Annotated in this window: 16 protein-coding genes; 6 read left to right on the forward strand and 10 right to left on the reverse strand. The window is 69.5% G+C overall.

The features are described from left to right. Window positions 1-13: 13 nt before the first annotated feature. The gene (locus tag H483_RS29475) at window positions 14-2,005 is read right to left on the reverse strand and encodes an APC family permease (protein WP_042329852.1); all 1,992 of its coding nucleotides are present in this window, start codon (window positions 2,003-2,005) and stop codon (window positions 14-16) included. 114 nt (window positions 2,006-2,119) lie between these two features. On the opposite strand from H483_RS29475, the gene H483_RS29480 reads away from it, so the two are divergent. Both H483_RS29480 and H483_RS29485 read left to right on the forward strand, forming a co-directional pair. After that, the gene (locus tag H483_RS29480; protein ID WP_017836902.1) at window positions 2,120-2,782 is read left to right on the forward strand and encodes a TrkA family potassium uptake protein; all 663 of its coding nucleotides are present in this window, start codon (window positions 2,120-2,122) and stop codon (window positions 2,780-2,782) included. 136 nt (window positions 2,783-2,918) lie between these two features. After that, window positions 2,919-3,578, forward strand: a complete 660-nt coding sequence (locus tag H483_RS29485) for a TrkA family potassium uptake protein (protein ID WP_031264876.1) — start codon at window positions 2,919-2,921, stop codon at window positions 3,576-3,578. Window positions 3,579-3,634: 56 nt separating this feature from the next. Here the strand turns inward: H483_RS29485 and H483_RS29490 are convergent, their stop codons facing one another. Continuing rightward, window positions 3,635-4,393 carry a hypothetical protein gene (locus tag H483_RS29490; RefSeq protein ID WP_017836904.1) on the reverse strand — a complete coding sequence of 253 codons (759 nt, stop codon included), beginning with the start codon at window positions 4,391-4,393 and terminating at the stop codon, window positions 3,635-3,637. A 47-nt stretch (window positions 4,394-4,440) separates the two neighbouring features. Between H483_RS29490 and H483_RS29495 the strand changes: the two genes are divergently transcribed. Continuing rightward, window positions 4,441-4,629: a hypothetical protein gene (locus H483_RS29495; protein ID WP_017836905.1), complete on the forward strand. Its 189-nt coding sequence runs from the start codon at window positions 4,441-4,443 to the stop codon at window positions 4,627-4,629. A gap of 47 nt (window positions 4,630-4,676) precedes the next feature. Next, complete coding sequence (gene hrpA / locus H483_RS29500; protein WP_017836906.1) at window positions 4,677-8,588, forward strand: ATP-dependent RNA helicase HrpA; 3,912 nt, start codon at window positions 4,677-4,679, stop codon at window positions 8,586-8,588. Between the two features lie 30 nt (window positions 8,589-8,618). Here the strand turns inward: hrpA and H483_RS29505 are convergent, their stop codons facing one another. The 3 genes from H483_RS29505 to H483_RS29515 form a co-directional block, all read right to left on the reverse strand. Beyond that, a complete protein-coding gene (locus H483_RS29505) occupies window positions 8,619-9,164 on the reverse strand; it encodes a hypothetical protein (RefSeq protein WP_141244194.1) in 546 nt (181 codons plus the stop codon). An 80-nt stretch (window positions 9,165-9,244) separates the two neighbouring features. Then, complete coding sequence (gene nrdR / locus H483_RS29510) at window positions 9,245-9,703, reverse strand: transcriptional regulator NrdR (RefSeq protein ID WP_031264877.1); 459 nt, start codon at window positions 9,701-9,703, stop codon at window positions 9,245-9,247. Window positions 9,704-9,817: 114 nt separating this feature from the next. Further along, window positions 9,818-10,180, reverse strand: a complete 363-nt coding sequence (locus tag H483_RS29515; protein ID WP_017836909.1) for a hypothetical protein — start codon at window positions 10,178-10,180, stop codon at window positions 9,818-9,820. Window positions 10,181-10,409: 229 nt separating this feature from the next. Here H483_RS29515 and lexA point away from each other — a divergent pair, with 229 nt between their 5' ends. Further along, complete coding sequence (gene lexA, locus H483_RS29520) at window positions 10,410-11,078, forward strand: transcriptional repressor LexA (RefSeq protein ID WP_017836910.1); 669 nt, start codon at window positions 10,410-10,412, stop codon at window positions 11,076-11,078. A 98-nt stretch (window positions 11,079-11,176) separates the two neighbouring features. Here lexA and hflX read toward each other — a convergent pair whose 3' ends face one another. Together hflX and dapF are read right to left on the reverse strand one after the other, a co-directional pair. Further along, window positions 11,177-12,625: a GTPase HflX gene (gene hflX, locus H483_RS29525; RefSeq protein ID WP_017836911.1), complete on the reverse strand. Its 1,449-nt coding sequence runs from the start codon at window positions 12,623-12,625 to the stop codon at window positions 11,177-11,179. A gap of 56 nt (window positions 12,626-12,681) precedes the next feature. Continuing rightward, window positions 12,682-13,566: a diaminopimelate epimerase gene (gene dapF / locus H483_RS29530; RefSeq protein WP_031264878.1), complete on the reverse strand. Its 885-nt coding sequence runs from the start codon at window positions 13,564-13,566 to the stop codon at window positions 12,682-12,684. A 120-nt stretch (window positions 13,567-13,686) separates the two neighbouring features. Here dapF and H483_RS29535 point away from each other — a divergent pair, with 120 nt between their 5' ends. Beyond that, window positions 13,687-15,867 carry a malate synthase G gene (locus tag H483_RS29535; RefSeq protein WP_017836913.1) on the forward strand — a complete coding sequence of 727 codons (2,181 nt, stop codon included), beginning with the start codon at window positions 13,687-13,689 and terminating at the stop codon, window positions 15,865-15,867. 105 nt (window positions 15,868-15,972) lie between these two features. Here H483_RS29535 and H483_RS29540 read toward each other — a convergent pair whose 3' ends face one another. From H483_RS29540 to H483_RS29550, 3 genes are read right to left on the reverse strand one after another with little or no spacing between them, the layout of a single operon-like run. After that, the gene (locus H483_RS29540) at window positions 15,973-16,719 is read right to left on the reverse strand and encodes an IclR family transcriptional regulator (RefSeq protein WP_017836914.1); all 747 of its coding nucleotides are present in this window, start codon (window positions 16,717-16,719) and stop codon (window positions 15,973-15,975) included. After that, complete coding sequence (gene miaA, locus H483_RS29545; RefSeq protein WP_238556291.1) at window positions 16,716-17,678, reverse strand: tRNA (adenosine(37)-N6)-dimethylallyltransferase MiaA; 963 nt, start codon at window positions 17,676-17,678, stop codon at window positions 16,716-16,718. Before miaA ends, H483_RS29540 begins: the two co-directional genes overlap by 4 nt. Continuing rightward, a complete protein-coding gene (locus tag H483_RS29550) occupies window positions 17,675-18,343 on the reverse strand; it encodes a hypothetical protein (protein ID WP_031264880.1) in 669 nt (222 codons plus the stop codon). The genes miaA and H483_RS29550 overlap by 4 nt, the downstream gene beginning before the upstream one ends. Window positions 18,344-18,414 lie beyond the last annotated feature (71 nt).

Consider the following 18,414-nt stretch of genomic DNA (forward strand, 5'->3'; position numbering starts at 1 on the left):
CGGTCCTCCGGTGTCATCGGTCCTCCGGCGCGCCCCAGCGCCCGATGATAGGTTCGTCGCGCGCCTGCTCCGCGCGGCCGTCCGACGACGACAGCTGCCACGGGACGCTGGTCACCATGACGCCCCGCTCGTACAGCAGGCGGGTCTTCAGGCGCAGGGCACTCTGGTTGTGCAGCAGCTGCTCCCACCAATGGCCCACCACGTACTCCGGGATGTACACGATCACCACGTCCCGGGGCGACTGGTCCCGCAGCCGCTTGACGTAGTCGACCACCGGTCGGTTGATCTCCCGGTACGGGGACTCCACCACCTTGAGCGGTACGGAGATGCGCCTGCGCTCCCACTCCCGCACCAGCACCCGGGTCTCCGCGGTCTCGATGTTCACCGTCAGTGCCTCGATGGTGTCCGGTCTGGTCGCCCGGGCGTAGGCCAGGGCCCGGAGGGTGGGCAGGTGGAGCTTGGACACCAGCACGACGCAATGGGTGCGGCTCGGGAGCACGACCTCCCAGGAGGAGTCCTCGAGCTCTCGTGCGACCGACTCGTAGTGACGTTTGATGAGTTTCATGACCCCGAACACGGCCAGCATCGCCAGCACCGCGATGTAGGCGCCCGCGAAGAACTTGGTGGACATGACGATCACCAGGACGCCCGAGGTGAGCACGAAGCCGACCGCGTTGACCGCGCGGGCGCGCTGCACCCGTCGTCGGGCGGCCGGGACCTCTTCGTTCTCCAGCCGCCGCGTCCAGTGGCGGACCATCCCGAGCTGACTGAGGGTGAACGCCACGAAGACGCCCACGATGTAAAGCTGGATGAGCACGGTGACCTGGGCGTCGAAGGCCACCACGAGGACGATCGCCGCGATGGCGAGCAGGACGATCCCGTTGGAGAAGGCGAGGCGGTCACCGCGCGTGGCGAGCTGCCTCGGGAGGTACTTGTCCCGCGCGAGGACCGAGGCGAGAACGGGGAAACCGTTGAACGCGGTGTTGGCCGCGAGGACCAGGATGAGGGTGGTGATGGTCATGATCACGTAGAAGGCGACCGGGAGGCCCGCGAAGACGGGGTCGGCCAGCTGCGCGATCATCGTCTTCTGGTGGTAGTCCTCCGGGGCGCCGATCAGTTGGGCGGCCGGGTCCTCCGCGATCTGGACCCCGAGCTTGTTCGCCAACACGATCAGTCCGAGCAGGAACGAGATCGACACCACCCCGAGCATGACCAGGGTCTTGGCGGCGTTCCGGGCCCGGGGACTGCGGAACGCGGGCACACCGTTGTGGATCGCCTCCACGCCGGTCAGTGCGGCACAGCCCGAGGCGAAGGACTTGGCCACCACGAAGGCGAGGGCGAGCCCGGCGACGGCCACCCCGTCGGGCGTGACGAGTTCGAAGTCCGCGGACTCCGCTCTCAGGTCACGGCCCAGGACGTCCACCTGGAACAACCCCCACACCACCAGTGCGGTCATGGCCGCCATGAACGCGTAGACGGGGACCGCGAACATCGCTCGTGACTCCCGGATGCCCCGGAGGTTGATCGCGGTGAGCACGACGATCGCGATGACGGCGAAGACGACCTCGTTCGAGTAGACGAACGGGATCGCGGAGCCGATGTTGGCGGCCGCCGCCGAGATGGACACCGCCACGGTGAGCACGTAGTCGATGAGCAGGGCCGCACCGACGCCCAGTCCGGCGTTGGGACCGAGGTTCACGGTGGCGACCTCGTAGTCGCCGTCGCCGGACGGATAGGCGCGGACGTTCTGGCGATAACAGGCGATCACGACCACCATGACGCCCGCCACGGCGAGACCTACCCACGGGGTGAAGACGAGGGCCGACATCCCGGCCAACGACAGGATGAGGAAGATCTCCTCGGGGGCGTAGGCGACGGACGACAACGCGTCCGAGGCGAAGACCGGCAGCGCGATCCGCTTGCGCAGGGGCGAGTCCCCGGAGGTGTCGCTGCGGAAAGGGCGCCCCAGCAGCAGGCGCTTGGTTCCGACCGATACCCGGGAGATCCTGGACACCGACACATCGTAGGGGTCCGCGTGCCGCAGGGACAGTTCTGCCGACGGGAGTAGCGTGATAGGGACGGGTCCGCGCGTCGCGGACCGTGAGGAGCGGTACTGGCCATGAGGGTCATCATCATGGGCTGCGGGCGGGTCGGGGCGGAGCTGGCGACCGAACTCGACGAGGACGGTCACGAGGTGGTCGTGATCGACCGGGACCCCGCGGCGTTCGCCAGGTTGCCCGGGCAGTTCGGTGGCCGCACCGTCGCCGGGCTCGGTTTCGACCGCGAGGTCCTCGTGGACGCCGGGCTCCACGGCGCCGACGCGTTCGCGGCGGTCTCCTCCGGGGACAACTCCAACATCATCGCCGCGAGGGTGGCCCGCGAGACCTACGGCGTCGAGCGGGTGATCGCCAGGATCTACGACGCCGGACGCGCCGAGGTCTACGAGCGGTTGGGAATCCCCACCGTCGCGACTGTGCCCTGGGCGACCGGCCGCCTCATCAGATACATCACATCCGGTTCGAGCCCGGTGGTCTGGCGCGATCAGACCGGCGAGGTCTCGCTGGTCGCGGTGGTCCCTCCCCCGGTGTGGGTCGGGGCCACCCTCGCCTCTCTCGCCGGGTCCGTCGGTGGCACCGCGGTCGCGCTCACCCGCTTCGGCGAGTGCCGGGTCCCCGATGGCGGCACGCTCGCCCAGGCGGAGGACCTGATCCACCTGGCCGTACCCTCCGCCGTGGTGGGCGATCTCGACGACATCGTGAAGCGAGGACCAGCTGATGACTGACCGGCCCGTCGGCAGCGACCCGGTTGCCGGGGACGCAGTCCCGGGGCCCCCGGTCCCGGGGGGCCCGGTCCCCGATTACGCGGACGGCGCGGGCCTGTTGGACCGCGCCTCCACCCGCACGTTCCGCGCCTCCACCATGCGGGTGCTGGTGGCCGGCGCCGGCGTGGTGGGGCGATCGATCGCCCGCGAGCTCCTGGCCAACGACCACCACGTGACGCTCGTCGACCGACGCGCGGCGGTGTTCGACCGCGACGCGGTCACCGGTGCCCGGCAACTGGTGGGGGACGCGTGCGAGCTGAGCGTCCTCGACCGGCTCCGGGCGGAGGAGTCCGACGTGGTGGTCGCGGCCACCGGCGACGACAAGGTGAACCTGGTCGTGAGCCTGCTGGCCAAGACGGAGTTCGCCGTTCCCCGGGTGGTCGCTCGCGTCAACGACCCGCGGAACGAGTGGCTGTTCGACGACCGCTGGGGGGTCGACGTGGCCGTCTCCACCCCCCGGCTCATGGTCTCTGTGGTCGAGGAGGCCGTCGCCGTCGGGGACGTCGTGCGGCTGATGACCCTGCGTCGCGGCGGGGTCAACCTGGTGAGCGTGACGCTGCCGGACCAGACCCCCCTCGCGGGCAGACCCGTCTCCCGCGTCCGGCTCCCCCGCGACGCGGCGCTGGTGGCCATCCTCCGGGGAGGCAGGGTGATCACTCCCGAACCCGACGTGCCGTTCGAACCCGGTGACGAACTGCTCGTCGTGGCCCCGGAGACGGCCGAGGAGGACCTGAGCTCCGCGATCCTCGGCGGCTGACTCCCCTCGACGCCCGCTCGAGCAGCCCTGTCAGGCAGCCCTTCCGAAAACCTTGTTCAGCCGCGGTCCGCGGCCGCGGGAACGGTGACCGCGACCTCCCGCCCGTAGCCCCATCCCGGGGCGAGGGGCAGAGCGTCGCCGCTCCAGAACCGACCGGGGTCGTACCAGCTGGCGTCCCCGGCCGGCAACAGCACGCCCATCGCCTCGAGTGTCATCCCGACGACCTCGGCGCAGTAGGCGGCCTCCATGCGCAGTACCGGCCCGGTGTCGACGGTTCTGCGCCAGGGCAGACCGATGCCCCGCCTCCCCCGCGCATCGGCCTCACCGTCCCCTCGGGTCCCGGACCCCGAGTCCGCGTCGCGGTCGGATCGGTGCCGTCCCCGAGCCGCCCACCGGCCCCGGGCCCACCGGGCGGTCAAGCGCCCCGCGGACGGGAACGACACACCGTTCAGTCGGGCGATCGTCTCCAGGACCGCGTCCTCCTGCGCGTCACCGGTCTCCGGACTGATCTGCCGGAACCATGCGCGTTGTCCGTACGGCCCGGTCCAGTGACGCACCGCCGCCTCGAGATCGTGCAGTTGGACGCCGCGTTGCCTGCGACCCGTCCAGACGTCCGTCAGCGCGCGCCCCATCTCCGCGTGCCAGAGGAGCGGGGGTAGGTCGTCGAGCACGACGGCCACCCCCACGTGGTTCACGGGGGAATTGGTGAGGGTCTGGATGAGCCGGTCGGCGGTCGTGCGCCCACGGAAGAGCCAGAGGTCGCCGGTACGGGTGCGGTGGGCTGCGGCGGCGAGCGGGACGGTGTCGAGGCTCATGCCGTGATCCTGCCAGGCGACGCGGGCCCAGGACCTACCCTTGAACCATGGCACCCCGCGGACGGCAGTGGTTCAAGGTGGTCGGCGCGGCCGGAGTGGTCGGCGTGGCCGCCACCGGGATCCTCGCCGCACGGACCGAACGCCGGCGGCAGGCCTACGAGCCCGACGAGATACGGGAGCGGCTCCACCAGCGTTACACCCGCCTGCAGTCCCGCCGGGACGGCTCATCGGGCTGACACCCGGGTCTGTCGCGTCACCGGGTGGCGATACGCTGGTCCACACCATGACGACGCCCTCCGAGCCCGCCCCCGACCTGCGCCGGGCCCGGCACGATCTCCTGGTCCGGCTCGACGACGTCGGCATCCTCGACGCCCACCGGCTCCGGTCGAGGATCCGGAAGGCGCGCGCGGACCAACTGGCCGACCTGGGCGGGAGGATCGACGACGCCGCCGACCGACTGCGCCGCCGCGCCGAGTCGATCCCGACACCGGAGTACCCCGAGCACCTCCCCGTCAGCGCCCGCAAGGACGAGATCGCGGCGGCGATCCGCGACCACCAGGTCGTGGTGATCGCCGGTGAGACCGGGTCCGGCAAGACCACGCAGATCCCCAAGATCTGTCTGGAACTCGGCCGAGGCGTCCGCGGGATGATCGGTCACACCCAGCCCCGCCGTCTGGCGGCCCGGACGGTCGCCGAACGCATCGCCCAGGAGCTCGGAACGGAGCCCGGACACCTGGTCGGTTCCGCCGTGCGATTCGACGACCGCACCGGTGCCGACACGGCTGTCAAGCTCATGACCGACGGCATCCTGCTCGCCGAGATCCGGAGGGACCGGCTGCTGCGCGCCTACGACACGATCATCATCGACGAGGCGCACGAGCGCAGTCTCAACATCGACTTCCTGGTGGGCTACCTCCGGCAGATCCTGCCCAGGCGACCGGACCTCAAGGTCATCATCACCTCCGCCACGATCGACCCGGACCGCTTCGCGCGCCACTTCGCGGATTCGGCGGGCCGGCCCGCCCCTGTCATCGAGGTCTCCGGTCGCACGTTCCCGGTGGAGATCCGCTACCGGCCACTGCAGGTCGACCACGCGGACCGCACCGTCGACCTGGATCCACTGGACGCGCTCGCCGATGCCGTGGGCGAACTCCTCGCCGAAGGGGATGGCGACGTCCTCGTGTTCCTGTCCGGGGAGCGTGAGATCCGCGACGCCGAGGAGGTACTCCGGGGCCGGAGATTCAAGGGAACGGAGATCTTCCCTCTCTTCGCCCGGCTCACCACCGCCGAGCAGCACCGGGCGTTCCGTCAGCACTCGACCCGGCGCGTCGTCCTGTCGACCAACATCGCGGAGACCTCGGTGACGGTTCCGGGGATCCGGTACGTCGTGGACACCGGCGTCGCGCGGATCTCCCGCTATTCGACACGCACCAAGGTCCAGCGGCTGCCGATCGAACCCATCTCACAGGCCTCCGCCGCCCAGCGCGCGGGCCGCTGCGGACGCGTGGCCGACGGCATCTGCATCCGCCTCTACTCGGAGGACGATTTCGACTCCCGGCCGGAGTTCACCGACCCGGAGATCCTGCGCACCAATCTGGCGTCGGTCATCCTGTCGATGGCCGATCTCGACCTGGGCGCCGTGGACGACTTCCCGTTCGTCGAACCACCCGACCGCAAGGCCGTCCGGGACGGGATGACACTGCTCACCGAACTCGGTGCGCTCCGGATCGACGACGAGCGCCCGCACCTGACGAGGGTGGGTCGCGACATGGCGTCCCTCCCCCTCGATCCCCGACTGGCGCGGATGGTGGTGGAGGGACACCGCAACCGGTCGCTGGGGGACGTTCTGGTGGTGGTGGCGGCGCTGACCGTTCAGGACGTGCGGGAACGACCCGCCGAGGAGCGCGAGAAGGCGGACCAGTTCCACCGCCGGTTCGCCGACAAGTCCTCGGACTTCCTCGGTTACCTCAACCTGTGGCGCTACCTCACGGAACAGCGCCGCGAACTCTCCGGCAGCGCGTTCCGCAAGATGTGCAAGGCCGAGTATCTGCACTGGTTGCGGATCCGGGAGTGGCAGGACCTCACCGCGCAGTTGACCAGCATGTGCCGGGACCGGGGATGGCACCCACCGTCCGGTCACGCCGCAGAGGACGACCTCCACAAGGCGATCCTGTCCGGACTGCTCACCAACGTCGGGGTGAAAGACGAGGACACCAGGGAGTTCCGCGGCACCCGCGGCATCCGCTTCCAGGTGTTCCCCGGTTCCGATCTCGCCCGCAAGCCACCACGATGGCTTATGGCCTCCGAGCTGGTGGAGACCTCCAGACTGTGGGCCCGTGACGTCGCCCGCATCGACCCGGCGTGGATCGAGACCCTCGGGGAGCACCTGGTCCGGTCCCAGTACTCCGAGCCGCACTGGTCCGACGCCCAGGGCGCCGCGATGGCCTACGAGAAGGTTCTCCTCCTGGGTCTGCCAGTGGTCGAGTCGCGGCGCATCCTCCTGTCCCGGGTCGACGCATCGCTGGCCCGGGAGATGCTGGTCCGGCACGGAATCGTCGAGGGCCGGTGGTCGACCCGCATCCCGGTCCTCACGGAGAACGCCGCGGCGGTGGAGCAGGCGCGCGAACTGGAGACCCGGAGCAGGCGCCGGGGTCTGGTCATCGACGACGACGCGATGGTCGAGTTCTACCTCGAGCGACTCCCCGCCGACATCACCTCCGGGCGGCACCTGGAGTCGTGGTGGAAGAGGGAGGGACGCAAGGATCCGGACCGTCTACGACTGACGCCCGAGCGGATCCGCACCTCGGACACCGCTCCGGCCGCCTCCGAGTTCCCGCCGATCTGGAAGCAGGGAGACCGGGACTTCGAGCTCAAGTACGCGTTCGACCCGGGTGTCGACTCCGATGGCATCACCGTGCGCATCCCTCTCCCCCAGTTGTCGTCGGTCGCGACCTCCGGTTTCGAGTGGCTGGTCCCCGGCCTTCGGGAGGAGCTGTACACCGAGATGCTCCGGACTCTGCCCAAGTACCTCCGGCGTCTGTGCTCCCCGCCCGCCGAATACGCGGCCCTGCTGGCCGGGGATCTCACCCCACGCTCGGCTCCTCTCCCGGTGGCGCTCGCCGGGGCCCTCTCGGCCAGGATCGGGACGACCGTCGATCCCCGCGATTTCCATCCGGAACGCCTCCCCGACCATTTGCGCATGCGCTTCGAGGTCGTCGACGGCGACGAGGTGGTGGCCGCGGGTACCGATCTGGCCGCCCTGCGCAGCCGCCTGGTGGAGAAGGTCCGAGCAACTCTCAACTCGCGACTCGTCCCCGATGACGGGCCTCATCGGAACTGGACCGCGGACACGATCGGGGACCTGGAGACCTCGATCAGCGGGACCGTTGACGGTGTCGAGGTGACGGTCTATCCGGCGCTGCAGGTGCGCCCCGACGGCCTCCACCGGATCGCGTGCGCCACCGAGGAGGAGAGGAGAGCCGCGCAGACCGCGGCCGTGTTGACGATGATCTCGAAGGACGTGATCTCCGCGGCGTCGGTAGTCCGGGGCCGTCCGGTGGAGCAGCGCCTCGCGCTCACCCAGTATCCCCACGGCGGGGCCGACGGTCTGGTCTCGGACGCGGCCCTGGCTGCGTGTGGACGGATCGTCGCCGCACGTAAGGGAGTGCCGGTCCTCACCGTTCAGGAGTTCGAGGAGCTGCGTGCGAAGGCCAGGGCCGAAGCGCCGGCCGCCGTCTCGGCGTCGATTACCGCCGCTCTCCCGGCACTGGTTGCCGCGCGATCGGTGATGGCGCGGTTGGAGCAGGCTCCGCGTGACGTCGCAGACGACGTCCGGCCCGCGCTGGACTTCCTCGTGGGCAAGGGGTTCCTCGCGCGACACCCCGTCGAGGTCCTGCCGCAACTGGAACGTCATGTGAGAGCGATCGATCTCAGGCTCGACCTGGCGGAGAAGTCACCGTCGAGGTATCGGGAGCTCACCGCCCGGCTCGAGGAGTCGGAGGCGACCGTTGCGCAGGCGACGGCGGCACTTCGCGGGCGGCCGGGTGGGGCGAGGACGTCCCGGGATCTGCGATGGATGCTGGCGGAGTATCGCGTCGGACTCTTCGCACAGTCCCTGGGAACCTCGCGCCCTGTCTCCGCCGAGAGGATCGACAAGGCGGTGGCCGCCTCTCTCTCCCGTCGCCCCGGGCGGTGAGCCCACGACGCCCGCCGTGCGTCACCACCGTCACCAGTCCCGAGTGTCGCCCGCCCCGCGACCCTGTGTCACTCGGGCGACCCGGTCCACCCGCGCCAGCACGTACCGCTGCATCGCGACCGGGAGCAGGTGCACCAGGACACCGAGTACCACCACGATCACCGCGCTCGACCAGGCGCTCACGAACACGAGTGGGATGGCCACCAAGGCGTGAATCCCCGCGCCGACCCCGTGGGCGATCTGGCTCTGCATGGCGTCCGCGCGGATCCCCACCAGACCGGCTCGACCGCGACCGCTGTTGCCTCGTCGCCCCAGAGCGCGGTTCCACCCGACCCGATCCAGCACACGGAGGGTGGAGGGGATACCGAACAACCGGGCGCGGGGGATCGTCCGCTGCGACGTCGTGGTCACCCATCTCGGAATCACCGCTTCGGGCACGGGGCCCATGACGCCCAGGATCCCGAAGACTCCGGCCGAGAACGCCCACGGGAATACCGGGTGGTGAGGCCCGATGACAAGCCAGGCGCTCACGACGAACAGCACCGACAGCACGGCGCTCGCAACCACGCGGAGCATGGTCTGAGAGTAGAACAGGGCCGCGAAATGGGGCTCAGCGCGGCGCACCCGCGCTCGTCGATACGGCGACGAATGCTCGATCACCGGTGGGCGGCGTGTCGCTCTCGAAGAGCGATGATCTCCCTCTCGAAGTCCGCGGCAGAACTGAACTGCTTGTACACGGAGGCGAAACGCAGATAGGCGACCTCGTCTAGGTCCTGGAGAGGTCCGAGGATGGCAAGCCCGATCTCATGAGCCGGGACCTCGGAAGCCCCGCCGGCCCGGACGGCGTCCTCGACCTGCTGAGCGAGCCGCCGGAGCGCGTCCTCGTCGACCGACCTGCCCTGGCACGCACGGCGGACGCCGCGGACCACTTTGTCGCGGCTGAAACGCTCCGTCACGCCGTTGCGTTTGAGGACGGTCAACAGCGGCGTCTCAAGGGTGGTGAACCGGTGACCGCAATCGGGGCACTCGCGTCGACGCCGTATCGCCTGCCCTTCGTCGACCGACCGCGAGTCGATCACCCGAGAGTCCTCGTGGTGACATATGGGGCAGTACATTCCAGCTTCGCCATTCGTCGACCTGGTCCGAACCTGTCCACCGGCCGGAGCCGACGGCGGTGCGAGGGCGACGGGCCGCCGTCCCGGGACCATTCTAGAAGGCGATGCCGTGGGTCACGCGTAGGCGGGCCCACCCACGAGGGCCAACGCCAACAACATCAGGATTCCGAAGACGATGCCCCCGACCACCAGTGCCCAGGTCGGCACGTCGTCCACCACCGGTGCGACCGATCGCGCCTCCACTCCGCACGCCCTGACCTGACCCGTGGACGCCGGCCGCACGCTCACCCGGCGACCGGGCGCCACCGACCGCGTGGGCACCTTCCGGCCACGGTCGAGGGTGCGGGTGACGGACGGGACCTCGGCGTGGACGCGGGTACCTGCCCTAGGCGGATCGAACCGGTCGTGCGCGGCCAGGCAGACCTCTGTCCACGGGATGGACGGACGCGATCGTTGCTGTATCTCCAGGACGGTCATGACAACTCCCCACTCGATACGATGTGCGAACCCTATTCGCACACGCGTGTGCCTCATTGTGCACATCTGTTCGAACTCGAACGTGACTAGAGTTGTATCACGCGGGTCCGACAGAGTCGACACTCGCGAGCACATTTTTCGAACACCTGTGTGGCGCACCCGCCCGGGGCGACGTAGGGTGTACACAGACAGAAGACGTCGAACACCCATTCGCTGAAGGGACCGCCGCATGCCCAAACCAGACTTCGAGGCCCTGACCACACGCCAGAAGAGCGTGCTGTTGCACATCCACGACACCGTCAAGGAGAGGGGGTATCCGCCGAGCATCCGGGAGATCGGTGATGCGGTCGGCCTACAGTCGACCTCCTCCGTGGCGCATCAGCTGCGGACCCTGGAGAAGAAGGGCTTCCTGACCCGCGACCCCCACAAGCCGCGGGCGGTCGACGTTCACGGTGTCCCTGGTCAGCGATCGCGGGGGCGACGTGCACCCGCGCAGGAGGACGTGCGGCCCGGCGGAGCCGTCGAACCGGTCTACGTCCCGGTCCTGGGGCGGATCGCGGCGGGCGGTCCGATCCTCGCCGAACAGGCTGTGGAGGAGGTCTTCCCCCTCCCCTCCGACCTGGTGGGATCCGGGGACCTGTTCATGCTCAGGGTTGTCGGCGAATCGATGATCGACGCCGCGATCTGTGACGGCGACTATGTAGTGGTCCGTCGGCAGAATGTCGCCGATAACGGCGAGATCGTGGCGGCGATGATCGACGGCGAGGCCACGGTCAAGACGTTCCGCAGGGATTCGACCGGGGTGTGGCTCCTACCCCACAACCCGTCGTTCCGCCCGATCCCCGGTGAGCACGCGACGATCCTCGGAAAGGTCGTGACCGTCTTCCGCAAGCTCTGAGCCTGTGCCGATGGTGCGTCGCCTGACCTCACCCGACCGAGGCGGGCGCCTCCATCACCACGAGAGCCGGGGCGGTTCCGACCCGCACGGCGCTCTGGTCAGGCGACCCCGTCACGCTGGTCGGCGACGCGATACTCGCCGAGTTCTCCCGCCACTGAGGCGGGAAGCCGAACCTCTATCCGGGTACCGTACGTCGTGTGATCCTCGGCGATCACGGCGCCCTCCGCGTGGACGCGGGCGACCACGTCGCCCCTCGTGAAGGGGATCTCGAGCGTGACCCGGGTGTCCCCCGAGGCGACCACCTCCATGATCCGCTCGAGGAGTTCATCGAAACCCTGGCCCGTCGCCGCCGACACGAACACCGCGTCCGGTAGCGCGTGGTGCAATTCCGTAAGGACGACGGGGTCGGCCGCATCGATCTTGTTGATCACCACCAGTTCGCGCGGTCTCTGGGCGTGCTGCTCCTCCACGACGTCGTTGATGACTGTCCGGACAGCCTCGATCTGGCGTAACGGGAAGGTGTCCGATCCGTCCACCACGTGCAGGAGGAGCTCGGAATCAACGACCTCTTCCAACGTCGACCGGAACGCCTCGACGAGCTGGGTAGGGAGGTGTCGGACGAATCCGACGGTGTCGGTGAAGACCACCACACGCCCATCGGGGAGCTCGGCGCGCCGAGTCGTCGGGTCCAGGGTCGCGAACAGCGCGTTCTGGACCAGTACTCCCGCGCCGGTCAGTCGGTTGAGCAGACTCGACTTGCCGGCGTTGGTGTACCCGGCGATGGCGATCGACGGAACCGGGGTGGCGCGTCGTCGGTGCCGCTTGGTGTCGCGGGCCTGCTTCATCCCCTTGATCTCCCGGCGGAGTCTGGCGGTGCGCTCCCTGATCCGACGGCGGTCGGTCTCGATCTTCGTCTCACCGGGACCACGGAGCCCGACGCCACCGTTGCTCCCCGCCCTGCCGCCGGCCTGCCGGGAGAGCGCCTCGCCCCAGCCGCGCAGCCGCGGGAGCATGTACTCCATCTGCGCGAGAGAGACCTGGGCCTTGCCCTCACGACTGGTCGCATGCTGGGCGAAGATGTCGAGGATCAAGGCGGTGCGGTCGATCACCTTGACGTTGACCACCTTCTCGAGGGCGATGAGCTGACCGGGTGTCAGTTCACCGTCGCAGATCACCGTGTCCGCGCCCGTCGCGACGATGACATCCTTGAGGGTCTTGGCCTTACCGGAACCGATGTAGGTGGCGGGGTCCGGCTTGTCGCGGCGCTGGATCAGCGCATCGCAGACCTCGGAGCCCGCGGTCTCGGCGAGCTGGGCCAGCTCGGCCATGGCGGCCTCGGCCTGCGCTGACGTGCCTTCGGTCCAGACCCCGACCAGGACGACGCGCTCCAGACGGAGCTTGCGGTACTCGGCGTCGTTGACATCCTGGAGCTCGGTCGACAGACCGACGACTCGGCGCAGCGACGAGCGCTCCTCGAGCTGGAAGTCTCCGACCGAAGGGTCATGGTCTCGTGTAGCCCGGTCAGGGGCGGCGTCATCGATAGTCATTCACCTGCATCATCTCACAGAAACGGTCACGACGCCTCCGCGAGTGGAGCCGGGCGTCAATGCGTGTACCACCCGTGCGCGACGAGCTCGGACGGTCCGGTGAGAGTGGAACCGGAATCAGTCAGGGCCACCCCGACCTCGCCCCCCGGCACGGACACCAGGACCTCGCCCGTGGCCTCTCCTGCGTCGGCCAGAGCCGCGACGGCGGTGGCGACGATGCCGGTGCCGCAGGACATCGTCTCCCCCGATCCTCGCTCGTGGACGCGCATGAAGACCCGTCCGTCCACCAGCGGGGTGGCGATCTCCACGTTGACACCCTCGCTGAAGAACCCGGTGTCGTACACCGGCGCCTCGTGCACCGGCAGGTCGCGCAACTCCGCTGGCCCCAACCCCGGGACCACGCACGCGAGGTGGGGGTTGCCCATGTCCACCGCGAGGCCCGCGTACACGCGTCCGGAGAGTTCCGCCGAGGAGACCCCGAGGAGTACGGGCTCACCCATGTCGACACGGACCACGGCGTGGGTGCCGTCGTGGTGAAGGATGTCGGCGGGTCGAGGACCGGAGCGGGTCCCGACGGCGATCCGGCCGACCCCGGCACGGCCGGTCGAGACGAGGGCGTGGGCGAACACCCTCACCCCGTTGCCGCACATCTCGGCGATCGACCCGTCCGCATTCCGGTAGTCCATGAACCAGTCCGCGGCACCGACGCCGTCCGGCAGCGCGGCAAGGACACCCCGGTCGACCAGGGCACCGGCCGTGGCGATCCGGAGTACGCCGTCCGCGCCGATCCCGCCCCGCCTGTTGCACAGCGCCCTCACCAGGTCGTCGTGGAGTTCCACGTCCGCGCGGTCATCGGGCAGGATCACGAAGTCATTGAGAGTTCCGTGACCCTTGAGGAACATCAGGCCCTCGGGCGATTCGGTCACAGGCGTGGAGGTCATGGCTCCCGAGTCTAGCGACCCCGCCACCCCGTTCCACCCTGCGGAAAAGCCGGATGATCACAGGGCGTGCGAGCACTAGAGTCGACGAGGAGGAACGGTCCCTATGTGAGGAGAGCATCGATGTCCGAACGCATCACAGTCGGCGGTATCCAGGTCGACGAGGTCCTCTACGACTTCGTCAACACCGAGGCGATCCCCGGCACCGGGGTCGATCCCGACGCGTTCTGGGCGGGTGTCTCCGAGATCTTCACGGATCTGGCCCCCCGCAACCGTGAACTGCTCGAGACTCGCGACGCGTTGCAGTCCAAGATCGACGCCTGGCATCACGAGAACCCGGCTCCGATCGAGCAGGGCGCCTACACGCAGTTCCTGCGGGACATCGGATACCTGGTGCCCGAGCCGGATTCCGTTTCCGTCACCACGGAGAACGTCGACGCGGAGATCGCGACCGTCGCCGGACCGCAGCTCGTCGTCCCGGTCATGAACGCCCGCTTCGCGATCAACGCCGGCAACGCCCGGTGGGGATCGCTCTACGACGCGCTCTACGGGACCGACGCGATCCCGGAGTCGGACGGGGCGGAGCAGGGCTCGTCGTACAACAAGGTCCGCGGCGACAAGGTCATCGCCTGGGCCCGCGGATTCCTCGACGACGCCGCTCCGTTGGCGTCGGGCAGCCATGTGGGGTCCACCGGGTACGCCGTCGTCGACGGCAGTCTCCAGGTGACCGTGGCCGACGGATCGACCACCGGCCTGAAGGCTCCGGAGAAGTTCGTGGGGTACCTCGGCCAGGCCTCCTCCCCGTCGTCCGTCCTGCTCTGCAACAACGGGCTGCACATCGAGATCCAGATCGATCCGGACTCCCCGATTGGTTCCACGGACGACGCGGGCGTCAAGGACGTCGTCCTGGAGTCCGCCGTCTCCACCATCATGGACTTCGAGGACTCCGTCGCCGCCGTCGACGCCCGGGACAAGACCCAGGGGTACCGCAACTGGTTGGGTCTCATGAAGGGTGACCTGTCTGAGGAGATCACGAAGGGCGACAAGACCTTCACCCGCGTCCTGAACGACGACCGGGTCTTCACCGCTCCCGACGGCGCGGGCGAGGTCCGGCTCCACGGCCGCTCCATGCTCTTCGTGCGCAACGTCGGCCACCTGATGACCAACCCGGCGGTTCTCGACGCGAACGGCGATGAGCTCCCGGAGGGGATCCTGGACGCTGTGATCACCTCGCTGGCGGGGATGCACGGTATCGCCGAGGGCAATGAGCGCGGCAACAGCCGGCACGGTTCGATCTACATCGTCAAGCCCAAGCAGCACGGGCCCGAGGAGGTCGCGTTCACCACCGAGCTGTTCAGCAGGGTCGAGCAGCTCCTCGGCCTGCCGGCGAACACCCTCAAGGTGGGGATCATGGACGAGGAGCGCCGCACCTCGGTCAATCTCGCGGCCTGCATCGCCGAGGCGACGGAACGCGTCGTCTTTATCAACACCGGGTTCCTCGACCGGACGGGCGACGAGATCCACACCTCCATGGAGGCCGGGCCGATGATCCGCAAGGGTGAGATGAAGTCCGCCCGGTGGATGACCGCCTACGAGGACTTCAACGTCGACACCGGTCTCGCGTGCGGACTCCGCGGCCGAGCGCAGATCGGCAAGGGCATGTGGGCCAAGACCGACCTCATGGCGGAGATGCTCGCCGAGAAGATCGGACAGCCCCGCGCCGGCGCGAACACCGCATGGGTCCCCTCCCCGACCGGCGCCACGCTGCACGCCACCCACTACCACCGGGTCAACGTGATGACCCGCCAGGAGGAACTGCTCGCCGGCGGCGCCCGCGCGAGTGTCGACGACATCCTCACCGTGCCGCTCGCACCGGACACCGACTGGTCGGACGCCGAGAAGAAGGAGGAGGTCGACAACTCGTGTCAGACCATCCTCGGGTACGTGGTCCGGTGGGTCGAGCAGGGAATCGGTGTCTCCAAGGTCCCGGACATCCACGACGTCAACCTCATGGAGGACCGCGCCACCCTGCGGATCTCCTCGCAGATGCTGGCCAACTGGATCCGCCATGACGTCATCACGGCCGACGACGTCGAGGACTCGCTCCGACGGATGGCGGAGATCGTCGACGGGCAGAACGCCGGTGACGAGGCGTACCGGAACATGGCACCGGACGTCGAGTCCTCGATCGCGTGGCAGGCGGCCCGCGAACTCATCCTCGAGGGAACCCGCCAGCCGTCGGGGTACACCGAGCCGATCCTGCATCGCCGCCGTCGCGAGTTCAAGGCGGCCAACGGGCTGTAATCGGTTCCGACCACGCACCCCGCGGGACCCGCTGTCCGCACCCCCGGATAGCGGGTCCCGCAGGCGGTCGGTCTGTCCGGCCGATCAGGCGGTCTGGCCGGCCGATCAGGGGTGCAGATGGGCCACAGCGGCCCTCAGGACGTCCACCGCGGCGTCGCGGCGCTCCTCGGTGAATCGCGCCTCGGGACCCGACGCGGACACCGCGACCGCGGCATCGCCGACCCCCACCGTGATCGCGACGCAGCGGACCCCCTCTTCCTGTTCCGACTCGTCGGTGGCGAATCCCTCCCGGCGGATGCGCTCGAGTTCCTCGATGAGCAGGTCCGGCTCGACGATCGTGGAGTCCGTGTACCCGGGCATACCGGTCCTGGCCAGCATCGCGCGGACCTCGTCGTCGTGGTCCAGGGCGGCCAACGCCTTGCCTACCGCCGTGCAGTGCACGTGCACCCGGCGTCCCACCTCGGTGAACATCCGCATCGAGTGCGGTGACGGGACCTGGGCGAGATACACCACGCCGTCCCCGTCGCGAACGGCGAGGTTGGCGGTCTCGCCGGTCCCCTCGACCACGGCCTCGAGGACCGGTGTCGCCCACGACCACGTCGCCCGGCCCGCCACCTCACCGATCCGCTGTAGCCGGGGGCCGAGGAGATAGTCGCGGCGCGTGTCCCGACGGAGGTGACCCGTCTCGGCGAGGGTCCCGCAGAGTCGGTGGACGGTCGCCGCGGCCAGGCCGGTATCGGCGCACAACTCGCCGAGAGAGGCGCGACCGCCTCGGCGGGCCAGCGAGTCGAGCAGGGCGAACGCCCGGTCCACCGACTGGACGCGGCCCCGATTGCCGTTCGAGGAGCTCACCGCTGCACCCCGTCCAGAATCTCGAGCGCGGCGTCCAGGGGCGTCCGGCCACCGGCGGGCGCCCCGTCGACCGGGCGGGTGTCGGTGTCGATCCACCTGATGCGGTGATCACGCCCGAACCAGGACCGCTGCCTGCGGACGTACCGGCGGGTGCCGATCACCGTGCGTTCGCGGGCACGGGCCATTGCCCCCTCGTCGATCGCCAGGTCATCGTCCATCTCGTCGAGTACCTGCGCATACCCGATCGCCCGACGGGCCGTCACGCCCTCGAGCAGTCCTAGTCCGACGAGCCCCCGCACCTCCGCGACCAGTCCGTCATCGAACATCCGCCCGGTACGCGCCTCCAGCCGTTCATCGAGTTCTGCGAGCCCGCAGCGCAGGCCCAGCAGGCGTGTACCCCAGCGGGGGTCACCGATCGTCGGCCTGGAGGCGGAGAACGGCTTCCCGGTCAGTTCGATCACCTCCAGTGCCCGCACCGTCCGGCGGGGATCGGTGGGCAGGATGGTCTGCGCGGCCTCGGGGTCCACGCGGGCGAGCTCGGCGTGCAACGCCTGTACCCCGATCTCCTCGAGGCGCCGTTCGTAAGACGCCCGGACCTGCGGGTCGGTGTCCGGGATGGCCCAGTCGTCGACCAGTGCCTGGATGTACATCATCGACCCCCCGCACAGGATCGGCACTCGCCCGCGTCGCCGGATCTCGGCGACCTCGCGTTCGGCCTCGCGACGGAAGTCGGCGACGCTCGCGGTCTGTGTCACGTCGAGCACGTCGAGCCTGTGGTGCGGGATCCCGCGCCGCAGGGCCAGCGGGAGCTTGGCCGTGCCGATGTCCATGCCCCGGTACTGCTGCATGGCATCGCAGTTGATCACCTCCCCGCCCAGCCGCTCCGCGAGATCGAGGGCGAGCTCGGACTTCCCGGTCCCGGTCGGTCCCACCACGGCGACCGGCACTGGGCCGCTCACTCGTGGTCCCCCGACCATCGAGCACCGTGGTATCCCACCCCGAAGGGGGCCCACGAGATCGACTCCACCGCCGCCCGTTCCCCGACCAGCCCGGAGAGCTCGAGCCACGCCGGCCTGCTCCACCACCCCACTGACTGCGCCACCGCCTCCCCGGGATCCGGGAGCGGACCGCCGTTCCGTAGCCACCCGGTCAGGTCGGCGTCGAGGGCGACGCCGCGCGGGTCCTCGGGGACGGGCGCGCGGGGGGAGAGTGAGGCGGGGCCGTCGGCCACGACGACGACGAGGGTGCTCGGGCTCGCGCACCGTGGCAGTCGCCCGGCACCGGTGACTGCCACGAAGGACCGGGGCAGGTCGATCCCGGCGCGGTCGAGCAGCCACCAGGCGATCAGCGCGGCGTCGGGGACCTCCTCATGATCAGCCTCCGGTGCCCCGGGGCGCCCGACCGGCGCCGCCGCACCCCATCGCGCCAGGGACGAACTCACGTCACCGATCGTGCGGCCCGCGGTATCCGCTCCCCACACCAGCACACTGTCGACGCCGCTCCCGGCAGCCCGGAGCATCGCCACCACCGCGTCGACCTGCTCGGCCGACTCCGCGGCCGCTCCCCCTGACAGCTCGGGCACCAGGACCGGCGCTCCGGGTACCACTACGACAGAGGTGCTCACACCGAGAACCTTACTGACCACCACCGGAGCCCGGACTCAGGACTCTGCCGGACTCGCGGAAGATACCCCGG

It is taken from the genome of Dietzia sp. UCD-THP (genome assembly GCF_000349585.1).
Lineage (GTDB): Bacteria > Actinomycetota > Actinomycetes > Mycobacteriales > Mycobacteriaceae > Dietzia > Dietzia natronolimnaea_A.